Source organism: Algoriphagus sp. A40 (assembly GCF_002002735.1).
Lineage (GTDB): Bacteria > Bacteroidota > Bacteroidia > Cytophagales > Cyclobacteriaceae > Algoriphagus.
This window is the reverse complement of sequence record NZ_MUNY01000049.1, coordinates 166,290-186,046: the sequence shown is the minus strand read 5'-3', so window position 1 is coordinate 186,046 and position 19,757 is coordinate 166,290. Positions and strand designations below refer to the sequence as shown.

The window sequence follows — 19,757 nt, the reverse complement described above, 5'->3', positions numbered from 1 at the left end:
GAACCATACTCAGCGACAGGCAGGTGCACTATCACGAAGGCGGCCAAACTGTTTAGGATAAGGCTAAGTTAACCCCGTCATTTCCTTTTTGTATGTTCCCGGAATATTTAAGACTCAGCCTGACAAAAGACTGAACACTGAACACTAAAATCTGCGACTGAACACTGACCACTGAACACCGATCACTTCACCGCCTTGATCCAAATATTCCGATAAAGCACATCATGGCCTTCTGCCTGAAGTTTCAATCCGCCCGGAGTATCGGTAATTCCTTTTCCCCCGTCATTTCCCCCGTCAATTCCTGAGTTTGGACCGCCCCAAACCTGCTGGATTTCCACATTGTCGTGGATTTTTACTCCATTGAAAAATAGAGTTACCCGCGCTTTTTCGGTCAGTTTTCCATTTTCAAAGCGGGCCGCACGAAACTGGATATCATAGGCATTCCATTTTCCGATACCATTGTACTCTTCTGAAGTTGGAAGGTGTTCGTTGATCACTGCAGCGAGTCCGTGTGTTCCATAATCTCCGTCCAAAACCTGGATTTCATAGCGGTTTTGGAGGTAAACTCCACTGTTTCCGCCTTCTTTGGCGATCAAAAATTCCACGTGGGCTTCAAAGTCTCTGAATTCGTCTTTGGTCACTATATCGGCTGCGCCGTATTTCCCGCCAGCAGCAGCTGGATCGTTACTGCTGATGACTTTTCCACCATCTACAGGATCAGTGACCTCAGGCCATTTTAGAGGCATTTCTGCCGAAAACCGGGGTCCTTCCCAGTATTTCCAGTTTTTGTGTAGGGATTTGGCGGTACCGTCCAGGTAAACTTTTGCACCTTTTGGGGCTTTTGTACCCAAATAGGCTTCCTGAGCGAAAGAATTAATTGAAAGGAGCAGCGCAAAAGTGAAAGCGCAAGTCAGAAATTTATGTGTCATAGGTAATGGGTTTTGATTATTATTTATCGAAAATGAAAATAGGGTCGATTCTTGATTGATCAATTTGGTTATTTTTAACTTAAATCAAATCATTAATGCTATGAAATCGAGCATGATAATAACCTCATTCAGTTGGATGACATCTACCATGTGAGATTCCATATGCCACTAAAAAAACAATAATAATCCTATGAAATGGCAAGGCAGAAGACAGAGCTCCAATATTGATGATAGACGGGGACAGGGAGGTCCAAAAATGGGCGCAGGTGGGTTCAGTCCGCTGCTGCTCGGTCCACTTTTAAAGATCCTTTTTTCAAAAACCGGATTGATTCTGGTGGGAGTGTTCATCGTCGGATCAATTGTATTGGGATATAATCCACTTAGTCTTTTGGGGGGCTTGTTGGGTGGCGGCGGAGGCCAGGGCTTTACTACTGATACCTCCTATACTCCAACAGCTGAGGAAGATGAAATGGCGGCTTTTGCCGGGACGATTTTGGCGGATACCGAGGATGTTTGGAATCAGCAATTGGAAGATTACAGGGAACCGACTTTGGTGCTTTATTCAGGATCAGTGTCCTCAGCATGTGGGTCAGCTAGCAGTGCAACAGGCCCATTTTACTGTCCTGCGGATGAAAAACTTTACATCGATCTGAGCTTTTTTCAGGACATGGAATCCAAGTTGAGTGCAGGCGGAGACTTTGCTTATGCCTATGTGATCGCTCATGAAGTAGGCCATCATATCCAAAAGATCCAGGGAATCACGGATGAAGTTCACAACCTCCGGGGTAAAGTCAGTGAAAAAGAATACAACCAAAACTCCGTCAAATTGGAACTTCAGGCGGATTTTTTAGCGGGAGTTTGGGCGCATCACAGTCAAAAAACCGCATCAATGATGGAATCCGGTGATTTGGAAGAAGCCCTCAATGCCGCTAATGCTATCGGAGATGACCGGCTTCAGAAGCAATCCAGCGGGAGAGTAGTTCCGGATTCGTTTACCCATGGCACATCGGCTCAAAGGATGATGTGGTTCAAAAAAGGCTTTGAATCCGGGGATTTGAGGCAAGGGGATACTTTTAGCGCTGACGATTTGTGATTTGAGGTTTAGATTGGGGATTTAAAACCATCCGAAGACCGCTCCCACACTTTTTACTCCAAGAACTAACGTGATCAGCCAGATCAAAATTGCGATTCCGCTTGCCGTTAGCGTGTTTTTATGTTTTCCCAAAATAGAATGCTGTGCTGCAATCCAGATTATCCAGCCACTGATCAGGGGAAGTAAAATGCCATTTGCCAATTGAGCAAGAGTGATTAATTGGACAGGTTTGATACCTAAGGAGGAGAAAAACAGTCCCAAAAAGACGATGGCCCCCATGGTGATCCTCATGGGTTTGGACTTGATTTCCTGATCCCAACCCAAAATCCCACAGACTACAAAACCTGCAGCCAAAGGGGCGGTCAGGGCAGAAGTCATCCCTGCAGCCAACAGGCCAAAGCCCATCATATAGCCTGCAAAGCTTCCGAAAACTGATTCCAGCCCTTTGGAAACGTCAATGGCAGAAGTGATTTCGGCACTAGTATTTGCCGCCCCGACAATCAAAATTGCCATCGAAACTACTCCCCCAAGAATCACCGAAACAGAAATGTCCCTTCGCATGGATGGGAGGTCGGATGGGTTTTTCCATTGCTTATTTACCAGCGAGGCGTAGAGGAAAAGATTGTAGGGAACTACTGTCGTGCCGATCAGGGCTACCAAAGTGGGGATTTCAGCCTCATTCCAACTTGGGATAAACCCAGAAAGCATCTTGGACAAATCAGGTTTGGTCAATGCCGCAGTAATCATAAAAGCCAGGGACATCAGAATTACCAACACAACAAGGATTCGCTCAAGTGTTTTATAGCTTCCTGTCCAAAGGAGAAGGAACGCCAGAATTCCCAATAAGAAATTGCCCAATTGGAGTTCCAATCTTCCAAGATTTAGGGTGGGAGCTTCCCAATAAAAAGCCAGACCCAGGTTGGCACCTGAAATGTTTCCGGATTCATAAGCTGCATTTCCCAGGACTATGGCAAGTAGAACCAAAATCATGGAAAATAGCCTGAAAATCGGCCTTTCGGTTTGATTTCGAAGCAGAGAACTCAAATCAGAACCTGTGACAATTCCGATTCTCCCTGAGATTTCCTGCAGGATAACCGTAGCAACTATGGAAAGTACCATCGCCCAAATCAGCGAAAATCCAAAGTTTGCTCCGGCCAGGGTGCAGACTGTGACTGTTCCTGGACCGATGAAGGCCGCTGCAATCAGCGGTCCCGGACCAATGGATCGAAAGAAGTTTTTGATGTTCAATGGTGGAATTTTCCTGAAAATAGAGATTTGAGAAGAATTTTTGTAGGTTTTAGGTATTAGAGGAAATAATTATCCGAACTCCAATTTATGATTTGGCTTAAACGAACTGGTAAACTTGTGGCCGGTTTACTTCTGACTTGTGTGTTTTTTCTGCTTTTGCTTTACAGAAGTGATATCCCTGCGGAAGAAATTGCCGCAAAATACCAAACGCCCGAATCCCACTTTATCGAAGTAAATGGAATCAATCTCCATGTTCGGATATTGGGCGAAGGGGAACCTATTATTTTATTGCACGGCAGTTTTTCTTCCCTTCACACCTGGGATATTTGGCAAAGGGAATTGAGTCCGTATTTCATGACAATATCACTGGATTTTCCCGGACACGGACTTACTGGTCCGGATGAACTCCAGCGGTATAGTGTGCAGGATTACAGCGAGTTGGTTCTTTCTTTGGCGGAAAAGCTTAATCTGAGAAAGTTTCATTTGGCAGGCAATTCTATGGGCGGCGCTGTGGCTCTCCAATTGGCATCTGCACGTCCAGACAAAGTCCTTACTCTGAATCTGGTGGATGCCTCCGGAGCACCGAGAATTGAAACCAGAAGTTTGGATTCGACTCAAAATCAAGCCCGTGGAAGTGGTGCCTGGATTTTCAAACTGATCGAAAACCCTCTGATTTCAGGGATTTTCCTGAAGTGTACTCCCAAGTTTCTTTTTGCCAGGAATATGAAAGAAGTCTATGCGGACGAATCCAAAATCCAGGAAAAAACTACCGATAGATACTATGAGCTGATGCTTCGGGAAGGAAACCGCCAGGCAACTTTGGACCGGATTAAAATCCCAAGAAATTCAGAAATTGATTTTGAAAGATTAACTATGCCGACCTTGATTCTTTGGGGAGGCAAGGATTCCTGGATTCCTCTTTCCAATGCATACGCTTTGGAAAAAGCGATCCCAGGCTCCAATCTGATCGTTTTTGATCAGGCGGGCCATGTTCCCATGGAAGAAATACCGACGGAATCTGTCGCAGAATATCTGGCTTTTCTCGGAGTGGAGGTAAGGAAAAACTACCTTGAACCTCCTAAACAAATGGTCTATGTCGATTGAAGTTCTACTTTCAATAGTACTTGTAATCCAGGTTTTGATCTTGGCTTTGGTTTTTTTCAGGAGAAAGGAAAATCAGGAAAAGCTCTTCCTTCAAGCTGAACTCGCACGAATGAGTAAAGAACTTGCCCAGGCTTTGGGCGAAGCCCGAAAGGAATCCAATGAAAACCTGGCTCAGCAATTTCGGTTGATTTTCGAAAATCAGCGAGCCGGATCAAAGGATCAAAATGAAGCTTTGAGGGCATTTGGCGATGTGGTTCGTAATACCATGCAGGACCTCAACAATCTCCAGCGGGAGAAATTCGGAGAACTCAGCAGGAAGCAGGACGAACTGGTGAAAAACACCGAAATCCGACTTGAAAAAATCCGTGAAACCGTCGATGAAAAGCTTCAAAAAACGCTTGAAGCCAGGCTGGGTCAATCCTTTGAACTTGTCAGCAATCAGCTCCAGGCCGTCCAAAAGGGACTTGGCGAAATGCAATCCCTCGCCAACGGAGTGGGGGATCTCAAGCGCGTGTTGACCAATGTGAAAAGCAGGGGCGTACTAGGCGAATATCAACTTCAAGCGCTTTTGGAAAATATGCTCTCTCCGGAGCAATACATCCTTAATGCCTCGGTAAACGGAACCCGGGAGCGGGTGGAATTTGCAGTGAAAATGCCCGGTCAGAATGAGCAAGTGCTTCTGCCGATTGACTCCAAATTTCCGCAGGAATCCTATTTGAGGCTGGTAGATGCCTATGATTTAGGGGACAAGCCAGCCATCGACTTGTATCGCCAGGAATTGATCAAGGCCATCAAAAAATCCGCTTTGGATATCCAAAGCAAATACATTCATCCTCCTGGGACGACTGACTTTGCGATCCTTTTTCTTCCAGTCGAAAGTCTCTATGCCGAAATCCTCCGCGAACCCGGTCTCGCTCAGCAAATTCAGCAGGACTTTAAAGTGATCGTGACAGGGCCGGCCACGCTTTCTGCCATTTTGAATTCTTTGCAAATGGGCTTCAGGACCTTGGCTATACAGAAAAGGAGCTCCGAGGTCTGGCAGGTACTCGGAGCAGTCAAAGCTGAGTTTGGGAAATTTGGGGATTTGCTGAAAAAAACTCAGAAAAAGCTGAACGAGGCCAATATGGAACTGGATGAACTGGTCGGAACAAGAACCCGTGTGATCCAAAAAAAGCTGAAAGACATTCAGGAACTACCCGAACCGGAAGGCAGAGCCCTACTTGAAGATTAATTGAAGGGGCGAGAAAAATAATGACAAGAGTGACGGTGAGATCACTGCATATTTTTTACCTTTTAGGTCGTTTGGCGAAAGAAAAAACCTTATGACCTGAAAACCATTCAGAAAGGTTATAATTTTGCCACCCTTTAAGATTACTTTAATTACCTCTATGGGGATGCACATTGTAATTGCCGGAGCAGGAGACATGGGATACCATCTTGCAGAGCAATTGAGTTTTGATAACAAGGATATCACCCTCATCGATACTGAACGGGATGTTTTGGATTACGCAGCCAGCAAGCTCGACGTGATGACCATTCAGGGAGATGCCACCTCAATTGATATTCTCCAACAAGCAAATGTGGACAGGGCCAGTATGGTTTTGGCTGTCACCACTTCTGAAAAAACCAATATCGTCACGGCAGTTTTGGCAAAGCAACTTGGTGCAAAACGCGTGATGGCCAGAGTGAGAAACCACTCTTACCTGAACGAGGAAAATGTTCCCTACTTCAATAATCTGGGCATTGACAACTTGATTTCTCCCACCATGCTTTGTTCCCGGGAGATTTACAACATGATCGAAAACTCCAGTTTTACAGATGTTTTTGATTTTGGAGGGGGGAAATTGAACATCGTAGGTATCACTTTGGATCAATTTAGTCCCTTGGTCAACCAAAGGATTATGGATACCAAATCTGATCCTGTGTACGAAGATATTCGGATCATCGCCATAGTCAGAGATCAAAAAACCCTGATTCCAAGAGGAAGCACGATTATCCGCAACAACGACCACGTATTTTTTATTTCAAACAAGAAAAACACCGAAATGATCCAGGAGGTTTTGGGTCAAAAGAAGGTCAAGATCAAGAATATCATGATCATTGGTGGGGATGACATGGCCGTGACCACTGCCCTGAAACTCCAGGGTAAGTATCGTGTTACGTTGGTAAATAAGGAAAAAGATAGATGTAAATGGCTTGCTGAGCACCTGCCGGATACGCTGGTCATCAACGGAGATTATAAAAACATCGAAATGTTGGTGGAAGAAGGACTAGAGCAAATGGATGCATTTCTTGCCCTGACCGAGTCTTCCGAAACTAACATTATCACCAGTCTTTCCGCAAAAAACCACGGGGTTTATAAGACTATAGCACATGTGGATACCAGAGAGTACATCCATATTTCTCACAGTATCGGGGTTGATTCCCTGATCAACAAAAAGCTGGTTGCGGCAAATGAAATTTCAAGATACTTGAAAAAAGGAGCTGTGGAAGCTGTTTCGGGGATTTATGGAGTTGATGCTGAATTCATCCAGTACAACGTAAGTAAAAATAACAGGCTGATCAAACATCCATTGAAAGAACTTCACTTTCCCGAATCAGCCATCGTAGCGGGAGTGATCCGTGGAGAACAAGTTTTTATTCCTGACGGGGACTTTATTTTACAAATGAACGATAAAGCCATTGTTTTGGCATTACCTGAAGCAAAACTGCCACTCGAAAAACTTTTTCATTAAAAGATGCTTCATTTCAAGGCCATCGGTAAAATCATGGGCGCCCTTCTTTTTTTGATTGGGGTTCTGATGCTTCCGGCTGCAGCGATTTCCTGGATTTATCAGGAAGATTCCAATCCTATTATGATTTCAGCCGCCATTTCCCTTTTCATAGGAATGGTGTTCTTTTTCTCTTTTTCAAAGCAAGACCAACTCATCCGTAAGCGGGAAGGATACTTGATCGTTGCGTTGAGTTGGGTTTTTATGACCGTTTTCGGAATGATTCCTTTTATCATTTCCGAAGAAGTGACCACCACTGCAGATGCTTTGTTCGAGACTGTTTCGGGATTTACGACTACGGGAGCCACGATTTTGACAGATATAGAAGCCATGCCCAAGGGCCTGCTTTTCTGGAGAAGTATGACCCATTGGATTGGTGGATTGGGGATAATTGTACTTACCGTCGCGATATTTCCTCTCTTGGGTATTGGCGGGATTGAGCTTTTTGTGGCAGAATCTCCCGGTCCAACTTCCGACAAAGTCCATCCCCGGATTTCTGAGACTGCCAAGCGCCTTTGGTATATTTACGTTGGGCTCACAGTGGCTTGTGCTTTGCTCTTTTGGGCTGGAGGAATGACTTTTTTTGATGCGGTCAACCATTCCTTTGCCACTCTGGCGACAGGGGGATTTTCTACGAAAAATGCCAGTTTAGCATATTATGATTCAGCCTTTATAGAATATGTGGCGGTGTTTTTTATGTTTTTGGCAGGGGCAAACTTCACCTTGATTTATTTTGGGCTTGTCGGAAAATTCAAAAGAATCATCACTAACGATGAATTCAAGGCTTATTCTATTGGCTTGTTGATCATTTCAGTCGGTTTGGCTGTGCCAATCTATTTGCAGTCGGATTATGGGTTGGAATTGGCTTTTCGGAAATCCTTATTTCAGGTAGTTTCTGTTGTAACGACTACGGGTTTTATCACAGATGATTATACCCAATATGGTTCCGGGGTGACTTTTGTGTTTTTCATGTTGCTCTTTTTGGGAGGTTGTGCAGGTTCTACGGCAGGTGGGATCAAGTTTGTCAGGCATACTGTCTTTTTGAAAAACTCCTGGCTGGAATTCAAGCGGATAGTCCATCCCCGTGCGATCGTTCCTTTGATTATCAACGGGCAAATGGTTACAGGAAGGATCATCAACAACATCATGAACTTTCTGTTGATCTATCTTTTGACTTTTGTGGTTGGATCCCTGATAATTTCAATGTTGGGTTATGATTTAGCGACCTCTTTGGGAGCGGTGGCTACTTGCTTGGACAATGCAGGACCGGCTATCGGGTTAGTTGGGCCTGTGAATAATTTTGCCTTTTTCTCACCGGAAGCTAAAGTGGTGCTTTCTGTGATTATGCTGTTGGGAAGACTTGAATTGTTCACCATTCTTATCCTGTTTACCCCGTTTTTCTGGAGGGCGAATTAATACAGGAGTTTAGCTTCAAAGATGTCATTTGCCCAATTCTTTTTTCTTAAGGTGCAGGAAGACCGAAGACCGAAAGTTTGAAAATGAATGACAATGCTTGAATGAAGTTTACTGTTTTAAATTTGAAATAATCTTCGAAATCTGGAAACAGCATCAATCTTTCATGTTCAATTTTTGAATTTTACACTTGTCCACTTTCATCCCTTTTTCCATTCCTTCTGAAGCGAGTTTAGTAACCGCATAAATTCTTGATTCAGGTTCGGAAGCAAGCCAGAAATCAAGATTTTGTTCTCCTTCATCGTGGGAAGCTAGTAAATATCGATTTACAACTGGCTGAATTGATCGTGCCTTTTTAAGCAAAGGTTTTGTAATCAACTCTTGTCTTGTAAGAAATAATTGACTGTTTTCATAAGGTGTTTTTGCCTTGCCGAGGTAATTATTTAAAGTGTTGTAACTGAACGTGGGATAGGTCTCACAAAAAATCTTGAGGTTTGAAAAAACTTCAATTGAGTCGATTTTTCGATTTTTCCAAAAGGCAACAATTACTCGCTTTTTTGGAGCATTTTTCGTTTCCATTAATAAATTTAACCAATATGATTTAAATATTAGCCAATTGACTTATTCAATTTCTTCAAACTGCGCCAGAATTTTTGCCACCTTATCCTCGATTGTTTCTGAGGAAATACTGGTCCGACTCAGTCGATCTACCATCAGTGGAAATGAAAATGGGGTAAACTGAACCGGGTGCTTGATCACGATATTCATTCCGTTGATTTTCTTCATGGCCTGCACAAACTTTTCCTGCTCCATTTGCTGGTTCAAGGCTTCCTTGTGCGCTTGTTTCAACAGGAGATTGTCCGGATCATACTGCTCAAAAACCTGAAACAGCAAACTGGAATTGGCTTGAACATGCTTGAATGTGGTGGGTTTGCCGGGATATCCCTGAAAAACCAAACCTGCGATGCTGGCGATTTCCCGGAATTTTCGTCTGGACATTTCGCTTTCATTGATGCAATGCAAGATATCACGCTCGATGTTTTTCAGGGAAAACACATCTTCTTCCATTACTTCCTCCGGTGAAATGTACACGTCTGAAAGCAACTCAAAACCATAGTCATTCATGGCCATATTGAGCGAAACAGGATAACTCTGTGAAATCCTAAAGGCAATCAAGGCGCTCATCAGTTCGTGGATCATCCGACCTTCAAAGGGATAGAAAAAAAGGTGAAAACCTTCTGTGCTGCGATGGGTTTCGATCAAAAACGTATTTCTGTCCGGTACTAAGGAAAGCTTGTCCTGAAGATCCAGAATCGGTAAAACTCTTCTGACTTCCTCAGATTTGACGATTCCGGAATTATAATCCTGGAAAATCTCACGAATCTTACCGGCAAGTTTGGAGGAAAGTGACATGCGGGCACCCATCCAGCTGACCACATTATTGGTTTTCTTTTCGGAAACTCGCACGATGGCACTCATATCTTTGACCTGAAGGAGTTCCAGCGTTTTTCCTGCAAAGAAAAATCGATCTCCGATTTTCATTTTGGCAATGAAATACTCCTCGACAGTTCCCAGATAGGTTCCGTTTTTGAACTTGACTTTAAGCATCGGATCGGAAACTATTGTACCCATAGAAAGCCGATGCTTCATGGCGATTTTCTTGTTTTTCACACGAAATAGGCCGTCCTCATCTTGTCCCACTTTCAGAAAATCCTCATAACTGCCCAATGAATTGCCTCCTTTGGTGATGAAATCCACCACCCAGTTCATTTCCCCAGCGGTCAATTCCCGAAAAGAGAGGGTTCTTTTTACGATCGGGAAAATGAAATCCGGGTCAAAACCCGAACCGACAGCCAAAGTCACCAAAAACTGAATCAACACATCATAGGGGAGTTCTGGTGGAAATTGAGATTCCATTTCTTCGTTTTCGATGGCATCTCTCAAAGCTGCAGCTTCGATCAGTTCAAGGGAATTGGTTGGGACGAAATAAACCTCAGAAGGCAACCCCGGCTGATGCCCGGCGCGTCCCGCACGTTGCACAAATCGGGAAACGCCTTTGGGACTTCCCACTTGAATGACCCGGTCGACCGGTCGAAAATCCACTCCCAAATCCAGACTTGAGGTACAGACGACCAGTTTGAGTTTTCCCTCATGAAGGGCATTTTCCACCCAAGCCCGAACAGAATTGTCCAATGAACCGTGATGCATGGCTATCCAACCTGCCCAATCCGGTCGCTTGGTGAGGATTTTTTGGTACCAGATCTCTGTCTGAGAGCGGGTATTGGTAAACATCAAAACCGTTCTTCCCGCTTCGATTATCGGAATTACTTGATCCATCATTCGGATACCCAAGTGTCCCGACCAGGGATATGTTTCGATTTCTTCCGGAAAAACCGATCTGAGAATGATCTCCTTGTTGATCTTTGCTTTGACGATATGGACAGGCAAATTTTCTCCCAGAAGGGCCTTTGCCGCTTCTTCCAAATTGCCAATCGTAGCCGAAACTGCCCAGCGGCGAATGGTCACGGGACAAATGGCCTGAATGTATTCCAAGGCAAGTTGGACTTGAACTCCACGTTTATTGCCAACCAATTCATGCCATTCGTCAACAACGATGGCCTTGACCGACTGAAAAAGTTCCTGGTGGTCTTTTTGAGAAATAAGGACGTGAAGCGTTTCGGGTGTTGTAATCAGGCACTCAGGCGGGCGGCGCTTTTGAGCGGCTCGGGTCTTCGGATCAGTGTCTCCATTTCTCACAGCCACCTGCCAGGGCAGTCCGATCACCTCGCAGACTTCCTGCATGGCTTTTTGGATATCCTGTGCCAAAGCCCGGAGGGGAGTGACCCAGATCAGCTGAATTCCGTTGCTTTGGGGCTTTTGCCAAGAATCAGGATGGGTTTGTATGTATTCGAGAACTGCCGGAAACCACAACGCAAAAGTCTTTCCCGAACCGGTTGGAGCATTGAGCAAGCCGGACTTGCCGTCCAGAAAATCCAGCCAAGTCTGAATTTGGAATGGAAATGGTTCCCAGCCTTTTTTCCGGAAGTAATCCAATCCAACTGCTATCCGATTATCCTCCATAAATTTCAATTTATCCGATCCGCCCGGTTTCGCCTGAACAAGGAGCCAGAAGGGGGTTCGGACTTACTTTACAATTAGATTCAAGTTTTCTGTCAAAACGAATCAGCTATTTTAGTTGCTCTGACAGCTTTATTTTCGTCTGAAATTGGTAATTTTTGTCCTGAATTAAACAGGATACGAAAGCTTTTCGTTACTTGAAAGAAACTTAGACCGCATGAAAAAGTTGATCCTTGTTTTTTTGATGGCTGTTGGCTTGGGAGCATGTACTGAACAAGAGCCTGATCTGTATACTGGCAAGCAATTGGAATTTGGCCTGTTCAAGTCCAGTGATTTTGAGTACAATGGCACACTCACCGTAAATGAGTTGCGGGATGGCAAGCTGGAGTTTGATATTCAACTTGAAGGGGCAAATTCTTCTACAGAATATAATTTTCCTGCCCATCTTCATTTTGGAGGATATGACCAAGCCGATGCGCCGATTGCCTATTTGCTGAACCCGGTTTCTTCCAAAGATTTGGAAAGTTCAACTGTTTTGGGCGAATTGTCGGATGGATCGAAACTGACTTTCGAACAGATGAAGACCTTTGACGGACATGTGAAAATCCACCTGGCCAATGAGGGGCCTGATTATGAGGTGATTCTGGTAGCTGGAAATGTGGGAGGAAATTTTAATCCGGAACTGGGTTTTGATCCTTCTAAGATTGCAGTTTGCGGCAAGGGTTTCTAGATTCAAAAATCGAATTAGATATCAAAGGCAGCCTATCGCTGCCTTTCATGTTTTAACAGAAATTGACCAAGATGGACGCTACCGGAAAAAATTTAACAGATGGTGACTTTTGTAAAGTAATTGCAGGGACACACAAAGGAAAGTCAGGGGTTGTCCGTGACATCAACACCAGCAAAACCGGCCAGATCACGATCACTGTGGTGCAGCAAAATGGGGAGAGGTTTAAGACGCTTGGGAAGAATATTGAGATAAACTGACGTTTTCTTAATAATTTAATTTAAGCTTTCTTCAGGCATCTATGGGAACAAATAAATCAATTGAAGTACAACGCATTAAAATAGCAATTGCGACTGTCGATGACCATGATTACATATGCATTACTGATATGGCTCAGGCTAAATCAGACGCGAGCAGGGCGGCTGATGTGATAAAAAACTGGATAAGAACACGGACGACATTGGAGTTTTTAGGGACTTGGGAAAAAATATACAATCCTGATTTTAAAGTGGTCGAATTTGACCACTTTAAATCTCAGGCAGGATTACCCTCGTTTGTTTTAAGCCCTTCACAATGGGTGGAAAAGACCAAGGCAATCGGGATATTCTCTAAGTCTGGGCGTTATGGTGGAACTTATGCACAAAAAGATATTGCCTTCGAATTCGGTTCGGCTATCAGTGCGGAATTTAAACTCTATCTAATCAAAGAATTCCAGCGTCTCAAGGCCGATGAAAACGATCGCCTGAAATTGGAATGGAACCTCCAGCGAACGCTTTCAAAAGTGAATTACCATATCCATACCGACGCAATCAAGGAGAAACTAATTCCAAAGGAATTGACCAAGCTACAGATGTCTTTGGTGTATGCAAATGAGGCTGATTTGTTGAATATGGCATTATTCGGAATTACAGCGAAGCAATGGCGGGAGGCCAACCCTGACAAAGAAGGAAATGTGAGGGATGGGGCCACCATCGAGCAGCTGGTTGTACTTTCAAATCTGGAGAGCATCAATGCTGTTCTAATCCATCAGGGATTAAGCCAATCCGAACGGCTAAAACAACTTAACCAAATAGCCATCACTCAGATGAGTTCACTTGTTGGCAATAAGCAAATCGCCAAACTGAAATAGTCGGTGCTTGCCAGGTAGCCCAAAATCAAAAAAGGCAGCCAATCGGCTGCCTTAATTGTTTCTATAGGATTAGATCAATTGTTGATCACCACGGGGAAGGTGATATCCAAATCAGTTTCTCCGCCTGCCTTCACAAAATCCTCAAAATTAGGGTTGGTCGCCCCAGGATAGCTTTTGTCCAAATCATGTCTCAAAACCACTTGCAGCTGGCCGTTGTTAGAGGCAGGGGAAGCGGAAACTGTCAATTCATTTTGAAGTCCGATCAATTCCCCGCTTGGATCATCGTAAGCGATTGTTAGGATATTTGTAAAGGCAGATCCAAGGAAAAAGAACTGATGCTCATCCCCCTCTGCCAGGATTTCGGCTGTAATATCCTCTCCTTCAATACTGTTGGTGACTGTGATGGTCATTCGGTAGGTTTTTCCTTTTGTCAAGGTCACCGTTTCAATAGTCGGTGTAGCCCCAACTTCAATTCCTTCCGGATCACTTGCTTTGGCCGAGAAAGCTGAGCCTACAGGATTTCCACCTCCACCCAATTCCTGAAAGTTCAAAGTCACATCAGTGATTACTTCGCCTTCATTTTCCGGAACGGGATCTTCACTTTCACAAGATGCAAAGCCGAATGCAAGAGCTGCAAAAAGATAAATTGGTAGTCGTTTGTAATTTTTCATTGGAGTACTAGTTAAAATTGGTAATTGAGTTTGAGTAAAATATTCCTTCCCATATCCGCTGTGAAGTAGCGGAATCTGTTCATGTATTCTTTGTATTCGGTATTGAAAACATTGTTTACCTGAAGTCCTATATTAAATTGATTTTTAGCTAATTGAAGTTTTTTCTGATATCCCAAATTGAAGAGCGCATAGCTGGGTGGTGCCGGTGCCAAATCATAATCAGGTTCGCGGTTTTGCCTTGCCACAAGGACATTGGCTAGGGTGATTTTGTCGGATTCCGGATTGCTGCTTTTTCCAAATGCGTAGGAAATCCCCCAGTCCATTCTGTCGGATGGAATGAAAGGAAAGTAATTGTCCTGTTCAGTATTTTTAGCCCGGATAATGGATCCTTTGAGGTAGCCATTAAATCTTGTCGAAAAGGTATAGCTTCCCGAAAGGTCAAATCCATAGAAGAACGCATCCGCCTGCAGGTATTCATACACATTGAAAGTTCCTCTCAGAGAAACGTAAGTTTCGCCTGTAGGATTGAGGTAGATGTAATTTTTGATCTGATTGGCATAGGCAGTGATTTCCACCAGAGCTTTTTCGCTTTCAAATTCAAGCCCATTGACCCATTTAAGGGAATTTTCGGACACCAGATCAGGATCTCCGATTTCCACAGCAGCAGCTCCATGGTGAAGACCCTGACTGAAAAGCTCATTCACATTCGGTGGTCTCCAGGCTGTGCCCAGATTGCTGGTAAAAGCGAAATGTGGGCTCAATTGGTATAAACCCCCGACAAATGCCGAGAAGTTTTGGTAATCCAATTCGGCAGTCTGTAGGTCCTCTCCTACATATCTGGCAGCATTTACAGTCCTGAAATCATACCTCAAACCGCCCTCCAATTCTAAAGGACCTTTGAGGTATTTTTCCATTGCATAGATCCCACCGTTGAACATGTCGTAGTTGGGAATCAGCGGGGTGACACCGGTGCCTGGAATATTGCTGTTGGCCTGCTGAATCACGTTCAAACCAAAGGCTCCGCTCCAGTTAGGTTTAAGATTGTGATCCAAAAACAGATCCAGGGTATTGGTGAAAAGCTCCAAATCCAGGCTGGGTTTGGCATTAAGTTCACCTCTTCTGCGATCAAATTCCTGCCGGTTGTTAAGTTGAAAGCCATATTGAAAATTGAGTTTCCAATCCGGATTGAGGTGATAGTGGGATTTGATCTTGGCCAAATGGTGTGTGACCACCTGCTTGGGATTGTCGATTTCATACGTGAATTCGGCATTGGTAAAAGGCCTTCCGTTTTCTATGATTTCTTCCAAATCTGAAAGATTTCCTGTATGGGCATCTCTTAAAATTCCGATTTCAGTATTGAAAAAGCTGTAGTAGGCTTCAACTCCCAGTTTATCCGAACTGTAACCCAATGACCCTGAGAAATTGTATTCAGCCATTCCGGTATTTGCCTGGTAATAATCCGGTGATTTAACGTTTCCGGCTCTTTTTACCGAACCCTGAACCCTATAGCCCAAACCTTTGATTTTGTCTGATCCGCCCAAATGAGAAGCGGAAAGATTTCCCATGTAGCTGTTACTAGCTCCTAAAAGGTGAATTTCGGTCAGATGTTTTTTGGAAGTCGGCAGGGCAGGGGGATTGACCAAAATCACGCCTCCCATTGCTTCAGGGCCATATCTTACGGTTTCGGCTCCTTTGATTACGGTGATTTCATCGGCCAGAAATGGATCAATTTCAGGTGCATGTTCCGCTCCCCATTGCTGTCCTTCGAGCCGGATTCCGTTGTTCAGAATCATAATTCTGTTGCTGTGCATGCCGTGGATTACCGGCTTGGAAATGGTATTTCCTGTGGAAAAAGTCGTGACACCGGCAACCCGTTTCAGACTTTCTCCCAAACTTTCCCCTCGGGATTGAAGCATAGCTTCTCCGTACAATGAACTCACAGCAGTGGTTGTTTGGACTGCTTCCCGGTGACCGTGAACTTCCACGCCACCCAGATCCAGGGATTCCTCTTCCATTCGGAAGGTTTGAGCAGTGGAGTTGCCGGTCAGGTTTACCGTTTGCCTGATTTCCCTATGTCCAAGGAATTGGACAGTTACGGTATAAGTGCCGGGACAAAGATCTCGGACGACAAAATTTCCATTTTGGTCAGAAACCGCTCCAGTCCGGGTTTCCAAAATCCAGACATAGGCTGCCTCGATCGGATCATCGTTTTCCTGATGTAGGATTTTTCCTCTTAAAATCAGGTCACAGGTTTGCCCAAGGCTCAGATGAGCTATGAGGAATAGGGTGAGAAATATAGCCAGGGAGAGGTGTTTCAGATTCACGACCCAAAAATAGAATCAGTTCAAGGATTAAACCAAGCTTTTTGAAACAAAGTTGCAAAAAGTGTTGAGTGGTGAAAAGTTGGATGTGAGAAGCTTGAGGATTGGGAAGTAAGATGTTGGGGGTTGGTGATTTAAAACCATAAAACAAAAAATCCGGTTGTTAGCCGGATTTCAGGATGTGGGTTTCCAAAACTCTTAATTAAGCCAGTTAGCCCATGGAATCCGGCTAATAATTAATACCAATCCAATGGCATACATCATGTAAATGCTGCGGAATTTGGCGCGGGAAGAACCCAGTTTTTTTGCTTTGCTATAGCCGATGGTGATCAGGACAATTGCGACAATATTAACCAAAGGATGCTCCACAGCCGTCAATCTAGCAGCAGAGTCCGACATCGCACCACCACCTGTGAGTAAAGAAAAGCCCAATGGACTTACAAAGTAAAGGATCAGGCCAACCAGCAATTGAATATGGCAAACGATAAATGCGATCAAAGCAATCTTTCGGTCTTTTTCGGTGAATTCTCTTCCGGAAAGTGATCCGATCAAGGCATAGAAAATGACCAAAATCAGGGCGAGAAGTGCCAAATAAGCTACTCCTGAGTGTAAATGTTGAAGTCCTGTGTACATGCGTTCTTGTTTTGTAGGGTGAAAATAACAGAATTGTAAAGGTTTGGAGCTTTAATTCCGATGAAACTTATTCCACATAAAGCACAAGCCCTTTGAGGTATTCGGTTTCAGGGTGAAAGATATTTACCGGATGGTCGGCAGGTTGGCTGAGTTGATGCAGGATTTTGACTTTTCGGCCACTCTCCAAAGCAGCTGCGGTAATCGTATGGGCAAAAAGACTTTTGTCCACCACTTGAGAACAGGAGAAAGTAAAGAGTATTCCTCCGGGTTTGATCTTTCGAAAAGCCTCTGCATTCAGCCGCTTGTAAGCCTGCACGGCATTGTGTCGGGCTTTGATGTTTTTGGCAAAAGCGGGTGGATCCAACACTATCAGGTCGAAGTCGTCTCCGATTTCGCGGATGTATTTGACCACATCAGCTACGATGGATTGGTGTTTTCCAGTAAATCCGGGATTCAATGCTACATTCTGCTCGGTCAGCTCGATGGCTTTGTTAGAGATATCTACGGAGTGAACTTCTAAAGCTCCTTCATTCAAGGCCAAAACAGAAAAGCCTCCGGAATAGCAAAACGTGTTCAGGACTTTTTTCCCTTTGGAATAGGTGGAAACCAGCTTTCTGTTTTCTCGCTGATCGATGAAAAACCCGGTTTTTTGGCCCTTTTCCCAGTCAATCCGGTAAGTGGCTCCATATTCCTGAACGAGGTCAGTTTCGGCTTTGCCCCAAACCCATTCATTGGATTCGATGCCGAGATTTTTGGGAAGTGTCTCCGCACTTTTGTCGTAGACGCCCTTTAGGTTTTCTCCCAAAACAGTCCGAAGCGCATCGGATATTTCCGTGATATGACGGTGCATTCCGATATGATGCGCCTGAATCACAGCCGTTCCATGGTAATAATCCACAATCAATCCAGGCAACAAATCGCCTTCGCCATGAATTAATCTAAAAACGTTAGTTTCCTGATTGTCAGTCAATCCAAGGCTTTTTCTTAAGGCATAAGCTGAAGCAATTCTTTCCTTCCAAAAGGATGAGTCAATCGGCCTTTCTTCAAAAGAAATAATCCTGACCATGATCGATCCCTGGGAGAAATGTCCAGTTCCCAAGAATTCATTTCGGGAAGAAAAGACATCCACCAAATCCCCGCTTTCGATTCCCGGATCGGTTTTGGCAATCGCGCCGGAAAACACCCAGTGATGCCGCCGATGCAGTGATATTTCTTTTCCTTTTTGGAGAATAATTTTAGGATAGTTCATCAGTTGTTGGGGTTTTGTCAGGAAAAAGGAGGCTTCCAAGAATCATGGCAAAGATACTCGCCAACAATCCATAAATATGGGAATCAATCGCCAAATCCATTTCATCGCAAATCAGGTAGGTAATCATTCCTAGAATCATGGAAAGAATTGCGCCCATTCGGGAAGCTTTTTTCCAATACAATCCAGCTGTAAGTGGCGCAAAAAGGGAAACAAGCAAGAGGATCGAAGCCCCGGCGACCAGTTCATAGATATTGGAATCACGGGAAGCCATGTAGGTGGAAACCATCGCTACTAAAAGGACATTAATTCTCAATATCCAAAGCAGGTATTTGTCCTTGAGTTTTCCTTTGAAAAGAGGACGGATAAGGTTCTCAGAGATCAGGGCAGCCGGGGCCAACAAGCCCGAACTCGCGGTACTCATCACAGCCGATATCAGCGCGCCAAAGAAAATGATCTGAATGCCAATTCCTCCATGGGCCAAAACCATCGAAGGAAGCAGCATTTGCTTATTTTCAAAATAGAGTTCTGGATAAAGGACTTTTGATCCGAGGGCAATAAACAAAGGCAAAAGTCCAAAAGTCAGGTAAAATCCCCCCGCAAGGTAGGTGGAACGGACAGCAACTTGTTCCGATTTGGAAGACATCACCCGCTGGTAAATATCCTGACTGGGAATGCTTCCAAGGCCCAAAATGATCCAAGCTCCCAGGTAGTTGACCCAGGCATTGATGCCGGCATCCGGGAAAAATTGGAAGGTGCCTTCAGGGGCCTGGGAAAGGATTTCATTTACTCCTCCGGCTTCTTTTGAAATCATTACACTGACAAAAACCAAACCGATCACAATCATCAGGGTCTGGATGAAATCTGTGATGGAGACCGCCCACATGCCACCGAGAAAGGTATAAACCACTACAATTCCCGCAGAAACCAGAATTCCTTCAATCAATGTAAGGTCTGTGACTGTCCCAAAAATCAAACTTAACGCCACTAATTGCGCAGCGACATAACCGAAAAAAACCGGAACCATAAATACGGTTGCAAAAAACTCGACCTGCTTTCCAAATGCCCTTTTAAATACATCGCCAATCGTCAGAACCCCCATCCGATACATTGGTCGGAGGTAAAACATCCCGAAAAGGATCAGGCAAAGGGCTCCGCCAAATGGGTCCTCAATAACTCCAATCAGACCTTCCTCCAAAAAAACAGAAGAGGCTCCGAAAATCGTCTCGGAGCCAAACCAGGTTGCAAATAGCGCGGATGCAGAAAGGAAAAGCGGAAGCGAGCGTCCTGCCAACACGAAATCATTGGAGCTTTTGACCAGCTTAGAAGCCCAAGCTCCGACGGCAATGGTGATAGCCAGATAAATGATGATCGCGGTGAGCAGCACTTCTTTA

17 protein-coding genes are annotated in these 19,757 nt (G+C 44.4%); 8 read left to right on the top strand and 9 right to left on the bottom strand.

The annotated features are described in order from the left end of the window. Positions 1–182: 182 nt before the first annotated feature. Positions 183–929: a DUF1080 domain-containing protein gene (locus B0E43_RS11230; RefSeq protein ID WP_077349675.1), complete on the bottom strand. Its 747-nt coding sequence runs from the start codon at positions 927–929 to the stop codon at positions 183–185. Positions 930–1,119: 190 nt separating this feature from the next. Here B0E43_RS11230 and B0E43_RS11225 point away from each other — a divergent pair, with 190 nt between their 5' ends. After that, positions 1,120–2,022 (top strand): neutral zinc metallopeptidase, encoded by a 903-nt coding sequence (locus tag B0E43_RS11225; protein ID WP_077349674.1) that lies wholly within the window; start codon positions 1,120–1,122, stop codon positions 2,020–2,022. Positions 2,023–2,043: 21 nt separating this feature from the next. Here B0E43_RS11225 and B0E43_RS11220 read toward each other — a convergent pair whose 3' ends face one another. Beyond that, on the bottom strand, positions 2,044–3,270 hold the full coding sequence (locus B0E43_RS11220) for an Nramp family divalent metal transporter (RefSeq protein WP_254423412.1): 1,227 nt from the start codon (positions 3,268–3,270) through the stop codon (positions 2,044–2,046). Between the two features lie 87 nt (positions 3,271–3,357). Here B0E43_RS11220 and B0E43_RS11215 point away from each other — a divergent pair, with 87 nt between their 5' ends. The 4 genes from B0E43_RS11215 (at position 3,358) to B0E43_RS11200 (ending at position 8,561) form a co-directional block, all read left to right on the top strand. Continuing rightward, a complete protein-coding gene (locus B0E43_RS11215; protein WP_077349672.1) occupies positions 3,358–4,374 on the top strand; it encodes an alpha/beta fold hydrolase in 1,017 nt (338 codons plus the stop codon). Continuing rightward, positions 4,364–5,605 carry a DNA recombination protein RmuC gene (rmuC, locus tag B0E43_RS11210; protein ID WP_077349670.1) on the top strand — a complete coding sequence of 414 codons (1,242 nt, stop codon included), beginning with the start codon at positions 4,364–4,366 and terminating at the stop codon, positions 5,603–5,605. Before B0E43_RS11215 ends, rmuC begins: the two co-directional genes overlap by 11 nt. A gap of 157 nt (positions 5,606–5,762) precedes the next feature. Beyond that, positions 5,763–7,109, top strand: a complete 1,347-nt coding sequence (trkA, locus tag B0E43_RS11205; protein ID WP_077349668.1) for a Trk system potassium transporter TrkA — start codon at positions 5,763–5,765, stop codon at positions 7,107–7,109. A 3-nt stretch (positions 7,110–7,112) separates the two neighbouring features. After that, positions 7,113–8,561: a TrkH family potassium uptake protein gene (locus B0E43_RS11200; RefSeq protein ID WP_077349666.1), complete on the top strand. Its 1,449-nt coding sequence runs from the start codon at positions 7,113–7,115 to the stop codon at positions 8,559–8,561. A 153-nt stretch (positions 8,562–8,714) separates the two neighbouring features. Here the strand turns inward: B0E43_RS11200 and B0E43_RS11195 are convergent, their stop codons facing one another. Continuing rightward, complete coding sequence (locus B0E43_RS11195; protein ID WP_077349664.1) at positions 8,715–9,137, bottom strand: hypothetical protein; 423 nt, start codon at positions 9,135–9,137, stop codon at positions 8,715–8,717. A 42-nt stretch (positions 9,138–9,179) separates the two neighbouring features. Next, positions 9,180–11,639, bottom strand: a complete 2,460-nt coding sequence (locus B0E43_RS11190) for a ligase-associated DNA damage response DEXH box helicase (RefSeq protein ID WP_077349662.1) — start codon at positions 11,637–11,639, stop codon at positions 9,180–9,182. A 214-nt stretch (positions 11,640–11,853) separates the two neighbouring features. Here B0E43_RS11190 and B0E43_RS11185 point away from each other — a divergent pair, with 214 nt between their 5' ends. The 3 genes from B0E43_RS11185 to B0E43_RS11175 all read left to right on the top strand — a co-directional run bounded on the left by B0E43_RS11185 (position 11,854) and on the right by B0E43_RS11175 (position 13,492). Beyond that, a complete protein-coding gene (locus B0E43_RS11185) occupies positions 11,854–12,366 on the top strand; it encodes a hypothetical protein (protein ID WP_077349660.1) in 513 nt (170 codons plus the stop codon). Between the two features lie 71 nt (positions 12,367–12,437). Next, positions 12,438–12,623 carry a KOW motif-containing protein gene (locus B0E43_RS11180; protein WP_077349658.1) on the top strand — a complete coding sequence of 62 codons (186 nt, stop codon included), beginning with the start codon at positions 12,438–12,440 and terminating at the stop codon, positions 12,621–12,623. A 41-nt stretch (positions 12,624–12,664) separates the two neighbouring features. Further along, positions 12,665–13,492: a KilA-N domain-containing protein gene (locus B0E43_RS11175; RefSeq protein ID WP_077349656.1), complete on the top strand. Its 828-nt coding sequence runs from the start codon at positions 12,665–12,667 to the stop codon at positions 13,490–13,492. 74 nt (positions 13,493–13,566) lie between these two features. Here B0E43_RS11175 and B0E43_RS11170 read toward each other — a convergent pair whose 3' ends face one another. The 5 genes from B0E43_RS11170 to B0E43_RS11150 form a co-directional block, all read right to left on the bottom strand. Next, complete coding sequence (locus B0E43_RS11170; protein WP_077349654.1) at positions 13,567–14,163, bottom strand: hypothetical protein; 597 nt, start codon at positions 14,161–14,163, stop codon at positions 13,567–13,569. A gap of 11 nt (positions 14,164–14,174) precedes the next feature. Further along, complete coding sequence (locus tag B0E43_RS11165; RefSeq protein ID WP_254423411.1) at positions 14,175–16,487, bottom strand: TonB-dependent receptor; 2,313 nt, start codon at positions 16,485–16,487, stop codon at positions 14,175–14,177. A gap of 195 nt (positions 16,488–16,682) precedes the next feature. Further along, positions 16,683–17,117 (bottom strand): hypothetical protein, encoded by a 435-nt coding sequence (locus B0E43_RS11160; RefSeq protein ID WP_077349652.1) that lies wholly within the window; start codon positions 17,115–17,117, stop codon positions 16,683–16,685. A 67-nt stretch (positions 17,118–17,184) separates the two neighbouring features. Beyond that, the gene (locus B0E43_RS11155) at positions 17,185–18,366 is read right to left on the bottom strand and encodes a class I SAM-dependent rRNA methyltransferase (RefSeq protein ID WP_077349650.1); all 1,182 of its coding nucleotides are present in this window, start codon (positions 18,364–18,366) and stop codon (positions 17,185–17,187) included. Further along, on the bottom strand, positions 18,353–19,750 hold the full coding sequence (locus tag B0E43_RS11150; protein WP_077349648.1) for a sodium:solute symporter family protein: 1,398 nt from the start codon (positions 19,748–19,750) through the stop codon (positions 18,353–18,355). Before B0E43_RS11150 ends, B0E43_RS11155 begins: the two co-directional genes overlap by 14 nt. Between the last annotated feature and the right edge of the window lie 7 nt (positions 19,751–19,757).